This is a genomic window from Mucisphaera sp. (assembly GCF_965279675.1).
GTDB lineage: Bacteria > Planctomycetota > Phycisphaerae > Phycisphaerales > Phycisphaeraceae > Mucisphaera.
In genome coordinates this window covers 1,840,684-1,858,966 of record NZ_CBDIIJ010000002.1, presented here as the reverse complement: position 1 = coordinate 1,858,966, position 18,283 = coordinate 1,840,684, and the positions used below count along the sequence as shown (strand labels likewise).

The window sequence follows — 18,283 nt, the reverse complement described above, 5'->3', positions numbered from 1 at the left end:
TGGTTGCTCGGGCTGGTCGATATCCTTGGGGTTCAGCTTGGAGGGCTTAGATGGGAGGTGCTCGTCACGACTTATCCGCCTGCGGCGGACAAAGTCGTGGCACCCGGAGGGGGAGGGCTACCTGAGAAGCATGATGGTCTGCGGAGGTTCTGCTGCCGGGCGGGGGTTATGACAGGGTGATTCTGAGTGAGGGACGACTAAGGTGCTGCTGTGAGTATGTGCATCAGAATCCGGTTCGACGGGGGCTGGTGCGGATTGCGCCTGATTATCGGTGGAGTTCTTTGGGGTGGAGTTGAGTAGGCAGTGTTCTTGGTTCTCGGCACAGTTTTTCCGCCTGCAGTGGAAGAAACCATGGCACCCTGAGGCGCTCGCATTCCTGTAGACTCTTATACGAACAGAGAAGTGATGATTAATTGAGGCATCGGTGTACAGAAAATCTGAGAATTGAGGCTTGAGTGTCTAGGCTCAACATAAATACCTTTGTCTCATATACTATCATTTCTGTCATTATTATATTTTTACTAGTTGTTTTTAACTTTGTCTATACACTTAGGAATTTTAACTCTACTAGTAAGATACTTTTTATTCTTCCTGACGGCTTCAATGGACCTGTCTATCTGGTTGATACCCCAGACGTTGATCTGGATGACGAGAAATATCGTGATTATGACGCCGTCTTTATTGTTGATTTTGAAGGCAGGGCGTATGGGCCTGCTGACGCATTTCAAAACTGGCATAAAGCATACGCCGTCACCTCATCCGGTGATGTGATTGGCACTCATACTGACGACCATTTTTCTACGCCTGATGATGCCTTGGTACTGCACGCATATGCTCCTGAAGATCTTCTCTATTACGTAGAAAGATCTCTCCCTATTCCCGATTACTGGGTACGCACCTATGGCGAATGGATTCAGTCTCTTGAGAGATGAACCGGCATTAGTGAGCTTTAGATCACAAGCAGCCTGTGACTTTTATCTTGTAGTGATTGACTGACTGATTAATTTTCAGTGACGATGCTGTTGCTGAATGAAAGGCAAGTGGATCAATCGTGTCGGAGGGCGACGATGGGGTCTTGTCGGGAGGCCTGTACGGCGGGGTAGAGGCCGAAGATGATGCCGACGAGGGTGGCGACGGAGAAGCTGACGAGGACGGACCAGAGGGTGACGACGGGCATTTCGAGGCCGGCGATCTGGGTGTGGAGGAGGGCGAGGATGCCGGCGAGGGAGAGTCCGAGGAGGACGCCGAGGAGTCCGCCCAGGCCGGAGAGGGCTGTGGTTTCGACGAGGAACTGGGCGACGATGTGTCCGCGGGTGGCTCCGAGGGCGCGGCGGATGCCGATTTCGCGGGTTCGTTCGGTGACGGTGGCGAGCATGATGTTCATGATGCCGATGCCGCCGACGAGGAGGCTGATGGAGGCGATGGCGACCATGAGGTAGTTGAAGAGTCGTTGGGTGCGTTCGGCCTGGGCGAGGAGTTCGAGGGGTACGACGATGGCGACGTCCTGTTTGGTGGCGTGTTCGAGGTCGATGATGGCGCGGATGCGGTCGGAGATGGACTGGACCTGGTTTTGTTCTCTGGCGACGAGGATGAGTTCCTGGAGTTCGACCTTGGTGGCTTCGAAGGAGCCGGAGCGTCTTCGGACGAGGAGGTCGCCGAATTGTTCCTCGGCGGCGGTGAGAGAGATGTGGATGTCGTAGTTGAGGTTGCGTCCGACGTCGGAGGTGATGTTGCCGCCGAGGACGCCGGTTGGCTGGAGAACGCCGACGACGCGGAATGGGGCGTTATCGACGGTGAAGACTTTGTCGATGGGGTCGTCGAGGGGAAAGAGTTGTTCGGCGACGTCGGCTCCGAGGACGGCGACGCGTCGTCGTTGGGTGAGGTCGTCGGGTTCGAGGTAGCGGCCGCGTTGGAGTTGGAGGGAGGTGACTTTGAGTAGGTCGGGGGTGGTGCCGAAGACTTCTGCGGGTGCTCCGTTGATGCCTCGGAGGACGCGGTTGCCGACGCGTTTGAGGGGGACGATGTATTCGAGTCCCTGGACGGATTCGTTGATGCGTTGGAGGTCTCTTCGGAGGATGCCGTAGTCAACCATGCGTTGTCGTTCGGAGGTCCCGCCGACGTCGTCGGGTGGCTTTCGGCTTTGGAGGATGATGTTGCGGGCGCCGAGCTGGGCGATTTCCTCGAGGGCTTTTCGTTTGGAGCCTTCGCCGATGGCGACCATGCCGATGACGGCGGCGACGCCAAAGATGATGCCGAGCATGGTCAGGAAGGACCTGAGCTTGTGCAGGAGGAGGTTGGTGAGCCCCAGGCGTAGGGTTTCGAGTAGGAACGTCATGGGAGGCCGCGGGCGTTGGGGTGAAAGTCTCGGGTAAAGGATAGCCTGCGGTGGCGGTCAGGGGGTATCGCAGGCGGGCGGGGGCTGGTCTGGGGAGGTGCGGGTGATGGCGACGACTTCGTGGAAGGGGATGAGGAAGCCCTGGACGATGTAGCCCTGGGGGGCGAGTTCTTCGACTTCGTGGAAGCAGCGGTCGGCGGCGCGGCGGATGGCGAGGCCGGGGTGGTCATCGGGGAGGGCGTCGAGGTCGATGCCGGCGTCGTTGAGGCGTGACTGGTGCTGGGGGTCGATCATCGGCGGTTTTTCTTGACAACGGGGGTGGATTGGCGACAACCGATGGTAGGGTGGGGTGTGCTTGTGTGGTTCTTTGATGTGAAGGCAGGACGCCTATGGCTGAGATCGAGATCGGCAGCGAGACGGAGGAAGGGACGCGCTGGCATTATCCGGTGACGGTTTATGAGGGGGGTCGGGCGTATCGGTATGAGGTGACGCTTGGCTTTGCGGATTACGATTTGTGGTCACGGGGTCGGGCGGCGCCGTCGAAGGTGGTGCGGGCGGCGTTTGAGTTTCTGCTGGAGCGTGAGGGGGCGGATGAGATCATGGGGAAGTTTGATTGCTCGGTGATCCGGCGGTATTTCCCGGAGGTGGATGAGGCGTTGCCGAAGCGGGTTTAGGCGTGGTCGGTGGTGCGGACGGTTTGCTCGATGAGCTTGATCTGGCCGTCGGCGGGGAGTGATTTTTCGGAGTTGGCGCCGAGGTTTTCGAAGCGTCGGGCCTGGGGGAGGACCTGGCGGTCGATGGAGCCGACGAGTTTGTTGTAGGTGGTGATGGTGGCGTCGATGCTCTTGCCGAGTTTGGTGAGGTGTTCGATGGCGGTGGCGACGCGTTTGTGGAGTTCGCGGCCGTGTTCGGCGATTTCGCGGGCGGATTCGGCGACGCGTTCTTCGCGCCAGCCGATGGCGACGGCTTTGAGGAGGGCCATGAGAGTGCCGGGTGTGGCGATGACGATGCCTTTGGCCATGGCGTCTTCGATGAGGGTGGGTTTTCTTCGGAGGGCGGGTTCGAGGAAGGCTTCGGAGGGGATGAATAGGACGACGAAGTCGGGGGTGCGGTCGAAGTTCTGCTGGTAAGCCTTGGAGGCGAGGTTGTTGACCTGTGCCATGATCTGTGAGGCGTGGCGGTCGAGCTGGGATTGCTGGGTGTTTTCGTCGGGGGCCTGCATGGCGTCGAGGTAGGCATCGAGGGGGGTTTTGGCGTCGATGACGATGCGTCGTCCGCCTGGGAGGGCGACGGCCATGTCGGGTCGTTGTTTGCCGGCTTCGGGGTTTTCGAAGGAGGGTTGTTCGGCGAAGTCGCAGTGGTCGATCATGCCGGCGAGTTCGGCGACGCGTCGGAGCTGGATTTCGCCCCAGCGGCCACGGACTTCGGGTCGGCGGAGGGCTTTGACGAGGTTGCCGGTTTCGTCCTTGAGGGTCTGCTGGGTTTCGTTGAGGGAGGTGAGTTGCTGTCGGAGGGCGTGGTAGGCGGCTTCGCGCTGCTTCTCCATCTCGGTGACGGCTTTGGCCTGTTTGTCGAGGGCTTCCCTAACGGGTGTGACGAGCTGTTCGACGGCTTGTTTGCGTTGGTCGAGGTCGAGTGCGCCGGCTTTTTGTTCGGCTTTGAGTTTGTCGGCAGCGAGTTTGAGGAACTGGTCGGTGTTTTGTTTGAGGGCGTCGCTGGCGAGGGCTTTGAAGGCGTTCTGGGCTTCGAGGCGGGCTTCGTCGAGGGCTTTTTTCTGGTCGGTGAGGCGCTGCTGGAAGCTGGCGATTTCGGTTTCGAGGCGGGCGCGGTCGACCTTGGCTTCGTTCAGGGCGGTTTCGAGGGAGGCGGTGCGGTTGCGTTCGGCGGTGAGTTGGGCTTCGTGGTCTTCGAGCTGTTGTTGGTGGGCGGCTTGGGTGCGGGTGCGGTCTCGCCAGAGGAGGAGGGTGGTGGCGGCGAGGATGAGGGCGAGGAGGCCGGCGGCTGAGGCGGCGGCGATGAGGAAGGTGTTCATGAGGGGCATGATACCCCTCCCACCCGCGGCATCCCCCCTGCCGCTAGCTGCCTGCTATGCAAAGCAAGGCTGGCGTGGCGGGTTCAGGCTTCGAGGTCGAGGTGTCGGTAGGCGGGACGGGTCGTGTTGGGTTCGGTGGCGTCGATGGCTTCGACGCGTTCTTCGATCCTGGGGTGATCGGCGTCGGGCTGGGCGGTTTCGTCGAGGACCTGGGGTGTGGTGGAAGGTGCGGTTTCTTCCTCGCGGACGGCGCTGGGGGGTGCGTCGAGTTCGACGGCGTCGTCCTGGATGCGCGTGGAGAGGTCGAGTTGATCGGTTTCGCCCTGGCGGACGCCTTTGGCGTCGCGGGCACGTTTATCGCGTTCGCGGGCGGTTTCGGTGGCTTGCTGGGCGGATTGGAGCGCTGAGGCGGCCAGACCTTGTTGGATGATGTTCATGGTTTGGCTCCGGTTGCTGACAGACAATCACCTTTCGCTATAAGGTTTTATCGACCAGATCGGCGTTCATCGATGATCGTGACAACCGGTTTAAGCCATACCTGTATAGGCGGTTATAGGCCTTTTGAGGTTCCCATAACTGGGATTGGGAGGTTCGGAGAGGGGGTCGGTGCGCAGGAAAGCACGCCTGAGCGGGTTTGTGCTCAAGCGTGCTGGTGTGTGGTGGGATTTCGTGTGGGTTGGGATCAGGCTTCTTCGAGTCGTTCGATGAGCCAGTATTCGAGTTCGAGGGGGGTGGAGCGGCCAAAGATGGTGACGATGACCTTGACCTTGCCCTGGTCGGGCATGGTTTCGTCGACGGTGCCTTCCATGTTCTCGAAGGGGCCGTCCATGATCTTGATGTGGTCGCCTTTCTGGAACTCCATCTTGACCTGTGGCTGCTCTTCGGCGGGCTTGGAGGCCATGAGCATTTTTTCGATTTCGGGTTCGTCCATGGGTGTGGGACGTCCGGCGGTGCCGATGAAGTCGCCGACACCTGTGGTTTCTTTGATGAGGAAGAAGACGTCCTGGGGGATGCGTCCGTCGTCTTCGAGGGCCATTTCGACGAAGACGTAGCCGGGGTAGAGCTTCTTCTCGATGACCTTCTGCTTGCCGGCCTTGATGGTTTTTTCTTTTTCGGTGGGTACGAGGATTCGGTTCACGATGTGGGTGAAGTCCTCGATCTTGATTTTGCGGAGGAGTGTCTGTCGGACGGAGTCTTCCTTGTTGGAGGCGACTCGGAGGACGAACCAGTTCATGCCTGGTGTGACCATGGGCTCGTCGCCGATCATGCCTGACTCGGCGGGCGGGGCGGGCGCTTCGGTCTGGGGCTGCTCGGTCGGCTCGGGGGCCTGTGTTTCTTCGAGCGTTTCGGCGGCTTCGGTCTGGAGGTTTTCTTCGGTCATGTTGTTTCTCCAGCGGCGTGTTGTCCGCTTGGTTGGTTTGCTGTTTGGTGGCTCAGGAGGTCTGGAGGACGCCAATCTGGCGGAAGAGCCAGGAGAAGCCGACGTCGGCGGTGAGTAGGAAGGCGGCGAAGATCACGGTTCCGGTGATGACGACGATGGTGGAGCCGACGATTTCCCGTCGGGTGGGCCAGTTGACCTTCTTCATTTCGGCTTCGGTGGCGATCATGAATTCGGCGACGGCGGGCTTGTTGAAGATCCAGTAGAGGAGTGTTCCGAAGATGGTGATGACGACGACGGCCATGCCTGCCTGCCAGAAGATTCTGGTTTCGGAGGGGATGCCGGTCATCTTGTTCCAGATCCAGGCGATGCCGCAGAGGACGAGGGTGCCTGCGCCGATGGCGCTGAGGAGTCTGGTGTAGTAGCCCTGTCCGGGTTTGTAGAGGCTGAAGGCCATCGGGTAGCTCCAGGGGTCGGTTGGTTTTGCTGGCGGTCGCTGGGTCGGCCAGCGGGTTTCATGTTACAGCGGTTCGGGCGGTTGCCCGACCTGATTCCCCTCGTATCAGGCACTGTGATTTATCTGAGCAATATACCCGGAGTCGGGTTTGTGTGTGGGGCGATTGTTGGTTGTCGGTTTCTGATGAGGGCGGTTCAAGGGCCTTGACAGCAGGGGTGATGGCTGGATAGGCTATATAGAGATTGAGAGGTCTCTGGTGGTCACGCTAGAGACTTGATTCGGGCTGAGCGTGTGCTCGGCCATTTTCGCTTAGCAGGTTTGCAGGTCCCACTCGTGTCGTTGAAAACTTACGTCTGGACGAAGCTCCCTGCCGCACTTTTTGGAGCTTCGTGATGCGCATCTACGTTGGAAACATGTCCTTTAATACTTCGGAGCAGGCTCTTGAGGAGCTTTTCGGCGAATTCGGTCAGGTGACCGAAGTTGCTGTGGTGACCGATCGCGAGACGGGTCGTCCGCGCGGTTTCGCTTTTGTGACCATGGAGAGTGATGACTCCGGTCGTCAGGCCATCGAAGAACTCGACGGCAAGGAGTTCGAGGGTCGCACGCTGACCGTGAATGAGGCTCGTCCTCGCGGCGAGCGTACTGGCGGTGGCGGCGGTGGTCGCGGCGGCTACGGCGGTGGCCGTGGTGGCGGCGGCGGTGGTGGCCGTGGCGGCTACGGCGGCGGCGGCGGTGGTGGCGGTGGTGGCGGCGGCGGTCGCTGGTAAACCGTCGGCTGCTTCGGCGGCTGCCCATCAGTCCATTGACTTAATAAGAAAGCACGCTCCCCGTTTGGGGAGCGTGCTTTTTTTGTGGGTGATTTCGGATCAGACCGTGGCGGCGAACATGGGTTCGTCGAGCTCGATAGAGAGTTCTTCGTAATCGGCGGCTGTGGCTCCGTTAAGGCATGCCTCGATGATCCGGCGGCCATGGGGATGGAGGTCCGGTTCTAGGAACTGCTCGAGTTGTTCACGGAAGAAGTTGCGGAGTTCCATGTCGCCGGCGTCGTAGGCCTCGGTTCCGACTTCAGGCTGGGTCTCGACTCGGAGCATACCTTCGTCGATAGGTGTTCCTTCGACCTGGAGCTGCTTGAGGGTATAGCCGAGGAGGTTGGACCTTGCCGGTGTCAGCTGTTCGGGGCGGAAGGGTGTGTCGCCACGTCGGGCGAGGTATTCGCGGGTGATCCACTGGGGCATAAAGCTGACGGCCCAGACGCCTACGTGCTGATTGGGGCAGAGCACGAAGAGGGTCTTGTTGGAGGCGAAGATCTGTCGGAGCAGGAGGTTGGCCTGATCGACGCGTCTGCCGGAGGCGAATGGCCAGTAGGATCCGACGCCTTCGGAGGTCATGCCCTGGGTATCGACGATGCTTGGGTTGGCGTGTCCGCGGGGTGCGGTGAGGCGCCAGAGCCATGCGAGTGCGGGGGGGAGGATGTGGAAGAGCCCGAGGATGCCGTAGCTTGGGTTTTCGCGGGTGCACGGAGGGGTTCGTACGCCGAAGCTGCGGACATCGACGGTGACGGGGCCGTCGACGATTCGGGGGACGAGGCTGCGGGGCACGACGACGCGTGGGTTGGGGCAGGGCTGCCCGGGTTCGTCTTCGATGTGTTCCCAGATGAGCGCGGTGCTGTTGGGCTGGGCGTCGATGTTGAGGAACAGGAGCGGCTGCCTGGCTTCGATGGTGAGTCTTTCGAGGTGTGGATCGACGCCATAGCGTTCGATGTGGTTGACGCGGACGAACCATGCGTCTTCGGCGTCGCGGAGTCGGAGTTTGCCGAGTTCGGGGTCCTGGAGGTAGCTGGGGCAGAGGGCCATGTCGTCGGTGACGGGATGGAGTTTGCAGGCATGGGGGAGGGTGAGTTTTCGTTTCTCACCGGTCTGGATGTGCTTACCGATGCGTAGTCGTCCGTCGGCACCGCGGTGGGCGTGTTCGAGCATTTCGCTCTTGCCGCCGCCTGACGCTCCTTCGTGCATGATGGTGATGCTGTTGTCGTAGGGGGTGACGACCTGGACGGTTGAGCAGTGGGCGGTGACCCAGCCTTCCTTTTCGCCGAGGTCGATGAGGACGCCATAGATGCCTTTTTTGGCGCTGGGTCCGGGGTAGAGGTTGTAGCTGAAGAGTTCGTAGAGGTGGTCGGTGCGGTTATGGACGACGACCTGTTTGCCGTCGAAGTGGGTATGGCGGAAGGGAGGTGCGACGTAGATCATGACGGAGGGTTTGAACTTGTCGGTGATTTCGTCGAGCGGTCGGATGCCCTGGAGGAGGGCGAGGCCGAGCGCGAAGAAGCCGGCGTTATCGGGAGCGATGACGACGGCGTCGAGTCCTTTTCGTCCGACGCCAGCGGTGAAGGCGAAGAGTGCGAGGTTCTGTTTTGAGAGCCATTCGAAGCTGTCTTCGCGGAGTGGTGCGAAGGGCTTGCCGAAGCGGTCTTCGAAGGTTTGTTTGTTGGTGGCGTGGTCGTCGCCGATGACCATGCAGTCTGGGTCTCGTCGGCGCATGTAGGTTTCGGTGTAGTTGGCGGCGACGCCATTGCGGATTTTGCAGGCTTTGGCTTCGACGTGGCGGCCTTTTCCGGGGACGTCGTAGGCGACTTCGTGCCAGCCGGCGGCGTCGGCGTCGCGGGTAGCGAGGGCGATGAGTTCGTCGACGGTGGAAGCAACGGTGACGCTCGGTGCTTTTTCGAGGACGGCTGCGGCTTCGGCGGGGAGGTTGAGTCGTCGCCAGTCGGCTTGGGCGGTAATGGTCGTCATGCTTCTTGTTTCCCTGCTAGGCGTGAATAAGTGGTTTAGGTGGTCGGCGAGCGGAACAGCAGACCGATCAGTCCACTGATAGTAGTGAATCCCGCGGAAAGTTCAATGTTAAGCGTCTGTGGTTAGATATTATGCAATTGAGGGGTGGGTTTGATCGAATCGAATTAACAGCCAGATCCGGCCGGAGGCTGGGATCGGGTCTTGGGTGGTCCCGGCTGTTGATTGAGGGGAGAAAAGCGGGTGATGAGATTCGAACTCACGACATTCACGTTGGCAACGTGACGCTCTACCACTGAGCTACACCCGCGTGAGGTGGCTGCGTTGCAGCCGTCGAGCCACGTAGATTACCAGCGGCGGGGTCTGATGCAAGCGGGAGTTGGTGTGAAGCGTTTTTCTTTTGCGGATAGGGATGTCCCGTATTGACTGGGCAAGCTGGGCGGGGTTAAGGTTCGGCTGCCTCAGGTGCAACACGTCGCGGCTTTCCGCGTCGTGTTCTGAAAAGGGAAGCGAGGTGCGTCAGAGACCCCTTCGGCTCTGACAAAGCCTCCGCGGACGCGCCGCCGTAACGGGTGGCTCTTCGATGACTCGCGACAGCGGGTGTTGAGGAGCGGGTCGGATTCACTGCCACTGCTCGGGTCTGCAACGGACCCTGGCGGGAAGGCGAATCCAGACTGACACCCGGAGCCGGAAGACCTGCCCGAGGCATGGGCTTTTGTCCTCGCGATCAGGACGGCTCGGGCGATTTTCTGTCTCGTACTCCCGCGATACAGGTGCACCCGGACCAGTGAGGACTCCCTTCGCTTCGGGAGATCGGTCTGCGCGAGAGACCGAGGAAGGTTCCTCATGTTTGAGCACCAGCGGTGTGCACGGAAGGCCGTTGCTTGCGCGATGGGTCTTGGGCTCTTCACGATCACTTCAACCATGGCTTGGGCGGGTCCGTACTCGGCGTCGTCGAATGATCCTGGGAATGGGTTTGACCCGCCTGTGGCGCGGACGGATGCGCGGATCACGGCGTGGAACGGGAGGCTGGTTGATTACTCGCCGGCGCCGGGTGTGAATCCGACGTTTACGGATCCGGTAAACGGTTTTGGTTCGCTGGGTGATCTTTACGATCCGGCGGAGCCGCCTGCGGTGGGTGAGACCCCCCCCCTTCTCGGGGATTGGGTCTCCCTTTTCTGGGGATGTGAATGACACGGCGGATGATTATGGCTTTGTAGGGATTGACGCGCCTGGCTCGGCGACGATCGAACTGGCACATCCTGTGGTGGATGGGCTGGGTTTTGATCTGGCGGTTTATGAGAACGGGTTTGTTTCGTTTGCGGGTGGCTTCTTTGCGGAGCTGGCTTACGTGGAAGTCTCGAGCGACGGCGAGAGCTTCGCGCGGTTCGCGAGTGTGTCGCTGAATACGGAGAGCGATCTTTCGGGGAGTGGTGGGTTTGCGGGCATTGATGAGACGAATGTCTACAACCTGGCGGGCAAGCATGCGACGAACTGGGGGACGCCTTTTGATCTTGCGCAGCTGGTGGATGATCCGGCGGTGGTGTCGGGGGTGGTCGATCTGACATCGATTCGTTTTGTGCGGCTGGTTGATATTCCGGGCAGTGGTTTTTTTGAGGACAGCCTTGGGCATCCGATTCTGGATGCTCACGTGACGGTTGGGTCGGGCGGGTTTGATTTAAACTTTGGGATTGGGGGCGTGGCGTTGATGACAGAGGCTGATGCGGTTGCCGGTGATGTGGATGGTGATGGTTCGATCGGTGTCGATGACCTGGATCTGTATGTCGGGCTCTTTGGTGATGCTGAGGCGGACCTGACGGGTGATCGGGTGACGGATGTCTCGGATTTGCGGCGGCTGGTGACGGGTCTGATCGGTTCAGCGTTTGGAGATACGAACCTGGATGGGCGGGTGGATCTGATTGATCTGTCAGCGCTAGCGACGGGCTTTGGCACGGATGCTGGCTGGGGTGGTGGGGATACGAACGGGGATGGGATGGTTGATCTGATTGACTTGTCGAACCTGGCGAGTGGTTTTGGGTTTGAGGCGGCGGTGGTACCGTCGCCTGGGGCGGGGTGGCTGCTGGGTGTGGGTGCTCTTTTGTTTTTTCGCAGGGGCTTCTCGGCGTCGCGTGACGCGGGGTCCTCTGTCCGTCGTTCATTCATGGAGAAAGAAACGATGAAGCGTTCTGTTGCTGGTTTGTTTGTGATAGGTTTGTCGGCTGGTGTCGCGGATGCGGGCATCACGGTTGATTTTGATGAGCTGGTAACACCCGGCCCGGACTACTTTGTGAGTGCGGGATTTGTTTCCAAGGGCGTTGACTTTACGGGCGGTCCGTTTGCCGGCTGGTCGTACTCTGACGTGAACGATGTGACGACGCCTGGGTTTGGAAACCAGTACGCGGCGTTTACCGGGACGGATGTTTCGGGTGATGGGAACTACGCGATTGGGTTTGGTGATGGGTCGTTCATCAATCTGCCCGAGGGTCAGACGGCTGTCTCGGCGTTCGTCACGAACACGACCTACGCGGCGTTGTCGATGCAGACCGGCGATTCTTTCGCGAAGGCGTTTGGTGGGCAGACGGGTGATGATCCGGATCTGTTCACTGTGACGCTGACGGGATACAGCGGGGTTGATGGCGGTGGTGCTGTGACCGGTTCGGCTGTGGAGGTGATTCTTGCGGACTACCGGTTTGCGGATAACTCGCAGGATTTCATTGTGGATACGTGGATGCCGGTTGATCTATCGGTGCTCGGTGGGGCTCGTTCGATCGGGTTGACGTTCTTCTCGACGGATGTGGGTGGGTTTGGGATCAACACGCCGACTTACGTGGCGTTGGATGAGCTGGTGATCACGCCTGAGCCGGGGTCGGCGTTGGTGTTGTTGGGTTTGGGTGCTCTGGCGGTGAGGAGGACTCGGTCGTGATGGGTTCTGCGGATGGTGTCTTTGTAGTTGCCGGTCGGTCCCGGGGTTTGCGCCCCGGGGCGGCCGGGTTTACGTTGATCGAGTTGCTGGTGGTGATTGCGATCATTGCGATGTTGATTGGGCTGGTGATGCCGTCGCTAGGCGCGGCTCGGCAGTCGGCGGCGGGGGTGGTTTGTGCGTCGAATCAGCGGCAGCTGGCGCTTGCGAATCTGGCTTATGCGGTGGAGCACGATGGGGTGCTGGTGGCGGGGGCCCCGCGCTTTCTGGAGAACCTGCGTCGGTGGCATGGGGCGCGGGATCGGGTGGATGAGGCGTTTGATCCGACGCGTTCGCCTTTGTGGGATTACTTCGGGGTGGCGGTGATCAAGGAGTGTCCGAGCTTTGCACCGGATGATGTTGGGTTTGAGGCGGGGAATGGTGGGTATGGGTACAACCAGCGTTATCTGGGGACGGATGATGTGGATGATCTGATGACGGAGGGATCGGCGCGGGTGGACTGGGTGGCGCGGCCGGTCGAGACGGTGCATTTTACTGATGCGGCTTTCAGTACGGCGGCGGGTGGTGAGCTTCGGTTGATCGAGTATTCGTTTGCGGAGCCGCCTGAGCATGGAGCGGGGTTTGAGGCGGCGCCTTCGATTCACTTTCGGCATCGGGGCATGGCGAACGTGGTGTGGCTGGATGGGCATGTGGGGGGTGAGTCGCTGGCGTTTACGCGGGCTAGTGTGTTTTACGGGGTGAGTGAGGCGGCGAATCGGGGTCTGGGGGTTGGGTGGTTTGGGCCGCGGGATAATTCGTTGTTTGATCTGGAGTGAGTGCAATGGTGACTGGCTCGGGTATCCGGATCGATCGGTGCATCTGTGCGGGGCGGTTGTTTGAGGAGCTGGTGGCGATCGCGAAGGAGCGGGGGCTGTCGGTGGATGAGCTGGCGGGGTGCACGGGGGCGTCGGCGGGTTGCGGGATGTGTCGGCCTTATGTGGAGAAGGCGCTGGCGACGGGGCAGGTGGTGTTTACGGAGTTGCTGGTGGAGGGGAAGGGGTAGGCGATTTAGTCAAGCTGATATCAGTATCAGCGGGTGGGTCAGGAGTAGGGTTAACTCGTAGATTTCACGGGTTGGGGTGCTGGAATCAGGTGTTGCGTGGTATTCTCAGGGACTGGCTTTGCCTTGTCTGGTTCTTAAGTGGATGGAGAAGATGTCATGCGTGGTTGCTGTGGGACTCGTATTGAGACGCGTTGGTTGTTGGCTGGTTTGCTGGTGGGTGGTTTGGGGATCGGTGGAACAGCAGGCGTGGCGGGTGGTGATGTGTTCGAGTGGACGGGGGCTGCGGGGAATACGGTGTGGGGTGATGCGAACAACTGGTTGAACCTGACGGCGGGTGGTGTGGTGAGTGGGTCGCCTGGTGCGCTGGACAGCGTGGAGATTCCTGCGGGTGTGGCGGCTGTGGCGGGTGGCGGGGCTTCGGGCGATATGTCGATTGGGGCGGGCGGGTCGTTCACGCTGACGATCAATGATCTGACGATGGGCGGGTCGTTGCAGAACGATGGGTTGTTTACGTTTCAGAACTCGGGGTTTTCGAACACCGAGTTGTTGGGGGTGGATGGGTCGCTGGCGATTAGCGGGTCTGGCGAGATGGTGTTGAACAGCAATGATGCGCGGATCGGGTTGGTCGGTGGTTTTGGCCCGTTGGTGAATGGCGGCGATCATACGATCAGGGGGTTTGGCTTCATCGATCTGGTGGTTGATAACTCGGGCTTGCTCCGCGCGGAGAATGGGACGCTGCGCCTGGCTGCGACGGCTAATTCATTGGGTGTGGTTGAGATTGCGAGTGGGTCGACGCTGAGCCTGACGGGTGTCTTGGATGGTGGCACGCTGCGCGGGGCGTCGGGTTCCCTGGTTGAGGGCGTGGGCGTGTCCGGGATTCGGACGGAGGGTGTGGTTTCGGTGGGCACCGGTGATCTGGGGGTGTCGGGTGTGGTTACCAATGTTGGTGTGTTGACGTATCAGGGGTCGGGTTTTTCCAATCTGGAGTCGTTACAACTCGAAGATGCGGTGACGCTGACGGGTGGTGGGGAACTGGTGATGAACAACGGTGATGCGCGCGTGGTGCAGGGCGTGGGTTCGGCGGGGTTGATTCAGCAGAACCATACGATCCGGGCATCGGCGGGGAACTCCGGTGTGATCGTGGCTGATGTCGATAACATCGCTGGCGCGCTGGTGGTGGACCCGGGGGCGCGGCTGGTGCTGGATGGGATTCTCACGGGTGGGATTGTGGATGTGGATGCGACGGGTGTGCTGGATGGCGGGACACTGGCCGACTTTAGGAACGTGGATACGCTGACGGTGACGACGTCGGATCGGCGGGTGCGGGGGACGATCGAGAATGTGGGGCTGATCACGTTCCAGAACTCGGGGTTCTCGAATCTGGAGGTGCTGGAGCTTGACGGGCCGGTGCGTCTGGAGGGTGGCGGCGATGTGGTGATGACGAGCAACGATGCTCGGATTGCTCAGGTGGGTGCGGGTGGTGCGCTGGTGAATGTTGATAACTCCATCACGGGGCTGGGGACGATCGCGGCGGAGCTGGTGAATGAGAACGTGGTGATCGCGGAGGGTGGGACGCTGAATCTGGCGCGGACGCACAATGCGAATGGGACGATCGGGATTGTGGCGGGTTCGACGCTGAATCTGACGGACTGGGTCTCTGGTGGTCTGGTCAGCGGACAGGTGGGTTCTCGGATTCAGGGGGTGGGGTTGGAGGATGTGGAGCTGAGCGGGGACGTGGCGATCACGCTTGGGGATCTGACGGTGCGTGGGGAGCTTGTGCAGACGGGGACGGTGACGTTTGAGGCGTCGGGGTTCTCGAATCTGGAGGCGCTGCAGTTGGATGGCCAGGTGGTGTTGTCGGGGGGCGGTGAGATTCTGATGAATAACGGGGATGCGCGGATCCTGCAGGCGGGGGGTACGACGGGCGGGCTGGTGAATCAGGGGAATGTGATCCGTGCGGCGGGGCCGGGTAATTCGGGTCGGATCGAGGTGGATGTGCTGAACGAGGGTCGGGTCGAGGTGGCGTCGGGGGCGACGCTCGGGCTGGGCGGGACGATCAGCGGGGGTGTGGTGGAGGTGGAGCCGGGTGGTTTTCTGGAGGGCGGGTTGCTGGAGGATGTGCGGCTGGAGGGGGTGTTGACGGTGAGAACGGGTGATCGGCGGGTGGCCGGAACGATCGAGAATCGTGGGGTGATCACATTTGAGAACTCGGGGTTCTCGAATCTGGAGGCGTTGATTCTGGAGGGTGAGGTGACGCTGTGGGGTGGTGGTGTGGTCGAGCTCAACAACCACGAGGCCGTGATTTTACAGGGTGCGGGCACGACTGGCGGGCTGAGGAACTTCTGGACGAGCACCATCCGCGGGTTTGGGCGGATCGAGGTGGAGGTTGAGAACTCGGGTGGTATTGAGGCGGCGGGAGGGAAGCTGTTTGCTAATGGCGATCTCGTTCAACCAAGTGCCACGGGCAGTCTTGAGGTTCGCGGAGGTGCCGAGCTGGAATTCAACGGTTCACTGATCCGTCAGAATCGGGTGGTGATTGATGCCGGTGGTGTGTTTGACTTCAATGGTGACCGTTTGGAGATCAGAGAAATTCGAGGGACCTTTGAGCATGACCAGGGGGTGCTTGCACCGGTCAGTGGAGGGGGACAGCGAGGCGGACCGACCTCTTCTCGTTTTGATGATTACCTCCAACTCGATACGGATGTTGTGCTGGAATTGTTGCTGAGTGATGTCCTAAATCACAGCAACCCGATCCCACTTATGACAACAGATAACCTGACGCTTCTGGGTGAGCTTCGGTTGCTGAATGATGACTTCGTGGCTCAGTTGGGGATGGTGTATCCGATCATCGAGGTGGAGGGGGTGTTGTCGGGAACGTTTGCGGGGTTGGCGGAGGGGGCGTTTGTGGATCGGTTGGGCGGGGCGGATCTGTTCATCACCTACACGGCGGGTGATGGGAATGACATCGGGCTGTTTACGGTGCCGGAGCCGGGGATGGCGGGGTTGCTGGGGCTGGCTGGTCTGGGGCTGGTTGGGCGGGGAGGACGGCGGAATCGGTGACGGTTGAGGGGTGAGTCGGGGGCTGGCGGGAACAGTTTGGTGGAGTCGCTAGTATCCCCTGTATGAGCAACGCAACTACAGGCAACGGGAACGGATCGGTCGAGAAGGTGGTGATTATTGGGTCGGGGCCGTCGGGGTGGACGGCGGCGATCTATGCGGCGCGGGCGAATCTGGATCCGATTGTTTATGAGGGGTTTCCGAAGTCGTCGCCTTCGATCGTGCTGCCTGGGGGGCAGCTGATGCTGACGACGGAGGTGGAGAATTACCCGGGGTATCCGGATGGGCGGACGGGGCCGGAGATGATGGCGGACTTCAAGAAGCAGGCGGAGCGGTTCGAGACACGGATTGTGACGGCGGACATCGATACGGTGGATTTTTCTCAGCGGCCGTTCAAGCTGACGTCGGGGGACAAGACGATTTATGCGCACTCGGTGATCATCGCGACGGGGGCGACGGCGAACTGGCTGGGTCTGGATTCGGAGATGCGGCTGGCGCAGGCGGGCGGCGGGGTGTCGGCGTGTGCGGTTTGTGACGGGGCGCTGCCGGCGTTTCGGGATCAGCCATTGGGTGTGGTTGGAGGTGGGGACACGGCGATGGAGGAGGCTTCGTATCTGACGAAGTTTGCTTCGAAGGTCTACATCATCCATCGGCGGGATGAGCTGCGTGCGTCGAAGACGATGCAGGACAGGGTGCTCCAGAACCCGAAGACGGAGGTGCTTTGGAACAAGCAGGTGGTGGAGGTGCTGGGGGAGGAGCGAATCACGGGGGTGAAGCTCGAGGACACCGTGACGGGCGAGCACTCGACGCTTGACCTGGGTGGGCTGTTTATCGCGATCGGGCACACGCCTGCGACCAAGTTTCTGCGGGACTCGGGGCTTGAGTTCAACGAGAGCGGGTATCTGAAGGTGCAGGAGCCGACGACGCACACGAACATTCCGGGTGTGTTCGGGGCGGGGGATGTGTCGGATGAGATTTATCGTCAGGCGGTGACCGCAGCGGGGATGGGGTGCAAGGCGGCGATCGATGCGGAGCGGTGGCTGGCGGATCAGGGGATCGAGTAGGCGAGAGACATTTTTTATGGGATCGGCTGCAATCAGCGGACTTTTTTATCGTTAGACGGATGTCTCTCGATGAAAGGGTTACGGATGTCACGCAATGGTGTGAACGGGCTGATTGATCTTGGGCTGGCGGTTTTGATGCTGGGTCTGGCGGTGACGGGTCTGGGGATGGCTTATGTGCTGCCTGCTGGCACTGGGCACTCGCGGGCTTTGTTGGGGCTGACGAGGCACGACTGGGGGTCGGTGCACCTGTGGATCAGCTACGGGGTGCTGGCGTTGGTGGGGGTACATCTGGCGATGCATTGGGGGTGGGTGCTGGTAACGGCGCGGCGGGTGGTGTGGCCCTCGGCGAAGGGAATGCCGTCGGCGGGTGTGCGGTGGGTGACGGGATTCGGAACGCTGTTGGTGGTGGTGACGCTGGTGTTGGGTCTGGGACTATGGGCGCGGTCGGCGGTGATGGCTATCGATGGTGGGGGTGGCGGGCATGGTCATGGGCACGAGGTGGGGCTGGTCGAGGAGCACGAGCCTGGGGGATCGGAGGGGTGGTCTCGGGGTGGGCGTCGGTGGCGTGAGAGGGATCAGCGGACGCGGTAGACGGCGGCGAGGACCTGCTCGGAGGTCTGGAGGTCGGATTCGGCGGCCATGGCTTTCTCGACGAGGGCTTCGGCAGCGTTGCGCTGTTCGCCTAGGCGGACGAGGAGTTCGACGGCTTCGGCGGCGGGGCCTTCGGGGATAGCGGGGGTCTTTGCTGCGGATGGGGTGGCGGGGCGATCGGGGTCGGGGACGGCGAAGCGATCGACCTTGCCGGAGAGGGTGGCGACAATGGTTTCGGCGGTGCGTTTGCCGATTTCGGGGAGGCTCTGGAGGGTGGCGAGGTCGCGGGTGTCGATGGCGGTGGCGATGACGGCGGCGGGGAGGGCCATGGCGCGGAGGGCCTTGCGGTGGCCGATGCCTTTGCAGGTGACGAAGAGCTCGAAGAAGGCGCGGTCGGTGGCGGTGGAGAAGCCGATGAGGCGCGGGGTGAGGCTGGCGCCCTGGTTCTGGCTTTCGATGATGAGGAGGGTGTGGAGGGTGACCTCGGAGCCGGTGGCGGGGTTGAGTTGTTCCGGCTCGCTGGCGGGGACGAGGATCTCGAGGCTCATCGGGCCGGACTGGAGGGTGACGCGGTCGGGGTGGACCGACTCGAGGATGCCTGTCATGCGGCTGATCATGGTG

The 18,283-nt window shown here is 60.9% G+C and carries 18 protein-coding genes, 1 tRNA gene and 1 riboswitch; of the genes, 10 read left to right on the top strand and 9 right to left on the bottom strand.

Annotated elements, in window-relative coordinates:
* Positions 1-455 precede the first annotated feature (455 nt).
* Positions 456-932 (top strand): hypothetical protein, encoded by a 477-nt coding sequence (locus ACQZAB_RS08025; protein WP_428388710.1) that lies wholly within the window; start codon positions 456-458, stop codon positions 930-932.
* Positions 933-1,045: 113 nt separating this feature from the next.
* On the opposite strand, the gene ACQZAB_RS08020 is transcribed toward ACQZAB_RS08025, so the two are convergent.
* Positions 1,046-2,335: an ABC transporter permease gene (locus tag ACQZAB_RS08020; protein WP_428388708.1), complete on the bottom strand. Its 1,290-nt coding sequence runs from the start codon at positions 2,333-2,335 to the stop codon at positions 1,046-1,048.
* A gap of 57 nt (positions 2,336-2,392) precedes the next feature.
* Positions 2,393-2,629 carry a hypothetical protein gene (locus ACQZAB_RS08015; protein ID WP_428388706.1) on the bottom strand — a complete coding sequence of 79 codons (237 nt, stop codon included), beginning with the start codon at positions 2,627-2,629 and terminating at the stop codon, positions 2,393-2,395.
* Positions 2,630-2,724: 95 nt separating this feature from the next.
* Here ACQZAB_RS08015 and ACQZAB_RS08010 point away from each other — a divergent pair, with 95 nt between their 5' ends.
* Positions 2,725-3,009: a hypothetical protein gene (locus ACQZAB_RS08010; RefSeq protein WP_428388704.1), complete on the top strand. Its 285-nt coding sequence runs from the start codon at positions 2,725-2,727 to the stop codon at positions 3,007-3,009.
* Here ACQZAB_RS08010 and rmuC read toward each other — a convergent pair.
* The 4 genes from rmuC to secE form a co-directional block, all read right to left on the bottom strand.
* A complete protein-coding gene (gene rmuC / locus ACQZAB_RS08005) occupies positions 3,006-4,376 on the bottom strand; it encodes a DNA recombination protein RmuC (RefSeq protein ID WP_428388703.1) in 1,371 nt (456 codons plus the stop codon). The two genes, ACQZAB_RS08010 and rmuC, sit on opposite strands and share 4 nt — an antisense overlap.
* Before the next feature lie 74 nt (positions 4,377-4,450).
* A complete protein-coding gene (locus ACQZAB_RS08000) occupies positions 4,451-4,804 on the bottom strand; it encodes a hypothetical protein (protein WP_428388701.1) in 354 nt (117 codons plus the stop codon).
* A gap of 245 nt (positions 4,805-5,049) precedes the next feature.
* Entirely contained in the window at positions 5,050-5,748 is a 699-nt protein-coding gene (gene nusG / locus ACQZAB_RS07995; RefSeq protein ID WP_428388699.1) for a transcription termination/antitermination protein NusG, read from the bottom strand.
* 52 nt (positions 5,749-5,800) lie between these two features.
* A complete protein-coding gene (gene secE, locus ACQZAB_RS07990) occupies positions 5,801-6,202 on the bottom strand; it encodes a preprotein translocase subunit SecE (RefSeq protein WP_428388698.1) in 402 nt (133 codons plus the stop codon).
* A 392-nt stretch (positions 6,203-6,594) separates the two neighbouring features.
* Between secE and ACQZAB_RS07985 the strand changes: the two genes are divergently transcribed.
* The gene (locus tag ACQZAB_RS07985) at positions 6,595-6,969 is read left to right on the top strand and encodes an RNA recognition motif domain-containing protein (protein WP_428388696.1); all 375 of its coding nucleotides are present in this window, start codon (positions 6,595-6,597) and stop codon (positions 6,967-6,969) included.
* 99 nt (positions 6,970-7,068) lie between these two features.
* Here the strand turns inward: ACQZAB_RS07985 and ACQZAB_RS07980 are convergent, their stop codons facing one another.
* Both ACQZAB_RS07980 and ACQZAB_RS07975 read right to left on the bottom strand, forming a co-directional pair.
* Positions 7,069-8,991: a DUF4914 family protein gene (locus ACQZAB_RS07980; RefSeq protein ID WP_428388694.1), complete on the bottom strand. Its 1,923-nt coding sequence runs from the start codon at positions 8,989-8,991 to the stop codon at positions 7,069-7,071.
* A gap of 235 nt (positions 8,992-9,226) precedes the next feature.
* Positions 9,227-9,298: transfer RNA gene (locus ACQZAB_RS07975), tRNA-Gly, on the bottom strand.
* Between the two features lie 136 nt (positions 9,299-9,434).
* Positions 9,435-9,706, top strand: a riboswitch (cobalamin riboswitch).
* Positions 9,707-9,912: 206 nt separating this feature from the next.
* Between ACQZAB_RS07975 and ACQZAB_RS07970 the strand changes: the two genes are divergently transcribed.
* The 7 genes from ACQZAB_RS07970 to ACQZAB_RS07940 all read left to right on the top strand — a co-directional run bounded on the left by ACQZAB_RS07970 (position 9,913) and on the right by ACQZAB_RS07940 (position 17,662).
* Positions 9,913-10,182, top strand: a complete 270-nt coding sequence (locus tag ACQZAB_RS07970; RefSeq protein WP_428388692.1) for a hypothetical protein — start codon at positions 9,913-9,915, stop codon at positions 10,180-10,182.
* Entirely contained in the window at positions 10,175-11,911 is a 1,737-nt protein-coding gene (locus ACQZAB_RS07965; RefSeq protein WP_428388690.1) for a DUF4465 domain-containing protein, read from the top strand. Before ACQZAB_RS07970 ends, ACQZAB_RS07965 begins: the two co-directional genes overlap by 8 nt.
* Positions 11,911-12,723, top strand: coding sequence for a type II secretion system protein (locus ACQZAB_RS07960; RefSeq protein WP_428390147.1), 813 nt, complete (start codon positions 11,911-11,913; stop codon positions 12,721-12,723). Before ACQZAB_RS07965 ends, ACQZAB_RS07960 begins: the two co-directional genes overlap by 1 nt.
* Positions 12,724-12,728: 5 nt before the next feature.
* A complete protein-coding gene (locus ACQZAB_RS07955) occupies positions 12,729-12,950 on the top strand; it encodes a hypothetical protein (protein ID WP_428388689.1) in 222 nt (73 codons plus the stop codon).
* Between the two features lie 156 nt (positions 12,951-13,106).
* On the top strand, positions 13,107-16,010 hold the full coding sequence (locus ACQZAB_RS07950) for a beta strand repeat-containing protein (RefSeq protein WP_428388688.1): 2,904 nt from the start codon (positions 13,107-13,109) through the stop codon (positions 16,008-16,010).
* Positions 16,011-16,072: 62 nt separating this feature from the next.
* Positions 16,073-17,071: a thioredoxin-disulfide reductase gene (gene trxB / locus ACQZAB_RS07945; RefSeq protein WP_428388686.1), complete on the top strand. Its 999-nt coding sequence runs from the start codon at positions 16,073-16,075 to the stop codon at positions 17,069-17,071.
* 84 nt (positions 17,072-17,155) lie between these two features.
* Positions 17,156-17,662, top strand: a complete 507-nt coding sequence (locus tag ACQZAB_RS07940; RefSeq protein WP_428388684.1) for a DUF4405 domain-containing protein — start codon at positions 17,156-17,158, stop codon at positions 17,660-17,662.
* Here the strand turns inward: ACQZAB_RS07940 and ruvA are convergent.
* Positions 17,647-18,279 (bottom strand): Holliday junction branch migration protein RuvA, encoded by a 633-nt coding sequence (gene ruvA, locus ACQZAB_RS07935; protein ID WP_428388682.1) that lies wholly within the window; start codon positions 18,277-18,279, stop codon positions 17,647-17,649. The genes ACQZAB_RS07940 and ruvA overlap by 16 nt on opposite strands.
* Positions 18,280-18,283 lie beyond the last annotated feature (4 nt).

Bases quoted from the DNA above. Each gene is read 5' to 3' on its own strand.
- ACQZAB_RS08020 (WP_428388708.1), bottom strand. From the start codon at position 2,335: ATGACGTTCCTACTCGAAACCCTACGCCTGGGGCTCACCAACCTCCTC.
- ACQZAB_RS08015 (WP_428388706.1), bottom strand. From the start codon at position 2,629: ATGATCGACCCCCAGCACCAGTCACGCCTCAACGACGCCGGCATCGAC.
- ACQZAB_RS08010 (WP_428388704.1), top strand. From the start codon at position 2,725: ATGGCTGAGATCGAGATCGGCAGCGAGACGGAGGAAGGGACGCGCTGG.
- rmuC (WP_428388703.1), bottom strand. From the start codon at position 4,376: ATGCCCCTCATGAACACCTTCCTCATCGCCGCCGCCTCAGCCGCCGGC.
- ACQZAB_RS08000 (WP_428388701.1), bottom strand. From the start codon at position 4,804: ATGAACATCATCCAACAAGGTCTGGCCGCCTCAGCGCTCCAATCCGCC.
- nusG (WP_428388699.1), bottom strand. From the start codon at position 5,748: ATGACCGAAGAAAACCTCCAGACCGAAGCCGCCGAAACGCTCGAAGAA.
- secE (WP_428388698.1), bottom strand. From the start codon at position 6,202: ATGGCCTTCAGCCTCTACAAACCCGGACAGGGCTACTACACCAGACTC.
- ACQZAB_RS07985 (WP_428388696.1), top strand. From the start codon at position 6,595: ATGCGCATCTACGTTGGAAACATGTCCTTTAATACTTCGGAGCAGGCT.
- ACQZAB_RS07980 (WP_428388694.1), bottom strand. From the start codon at position 8,991: ATGACGACCATTACCGCCCAAGCCGACTGGCGACGACTCAACCTCCCC.
- ACQZAB_RS07970 (WP_428388692.1), top strand. From the start codon at position 9,913: ATGGCTTGGGCGGGTCCGTACTCGGCGTCGTCGAATGATCCTGGGAAT.
- ACQZAB_RS07960 (WP_428390147.1), top strand. From the start codon at position 11,911: ATGGGTTCTGCGGATGGTGTCTTTGTAGTTGCCGGTCGGTCCCGGGGT.
- ACQZAB_RS07955 (WP_428388689.1), top strand. From the start codon at position 12,729: ATGGTGACTGGCTCGGGTATCCGGATCGATCGGTGCATCTGTGCGGGG.
- ACQZAB_RS07950 (WP_428388688.1), top strand. From the start codon at position 13,107: ATGCGTGGTTGCTGTGGGACTCGTATTGAGACGCGTTGGTTGTTGGCT.
- trxB (WP_428388686.1), top strand. From the start codon at position 16,073: ATGAGCAACGCAACTACAGGCAACGGGAACGGATCGGTCGAGAAGGTG.
- ACQZAB_RS07940 (WP_428388684.1), top strand. From the start codon at position 17,156: ATGTCACGCAATGGTGTGAACGGGCTGATTGATCTTGGGCTGGCGGTT.
- ruvA (WP_428388682.1), bottom strand. From the start codon at position 18,279: ATGATCAGCCGCATGACAGGCATCCTCGAGTCGGTCCACCCCGACCGC.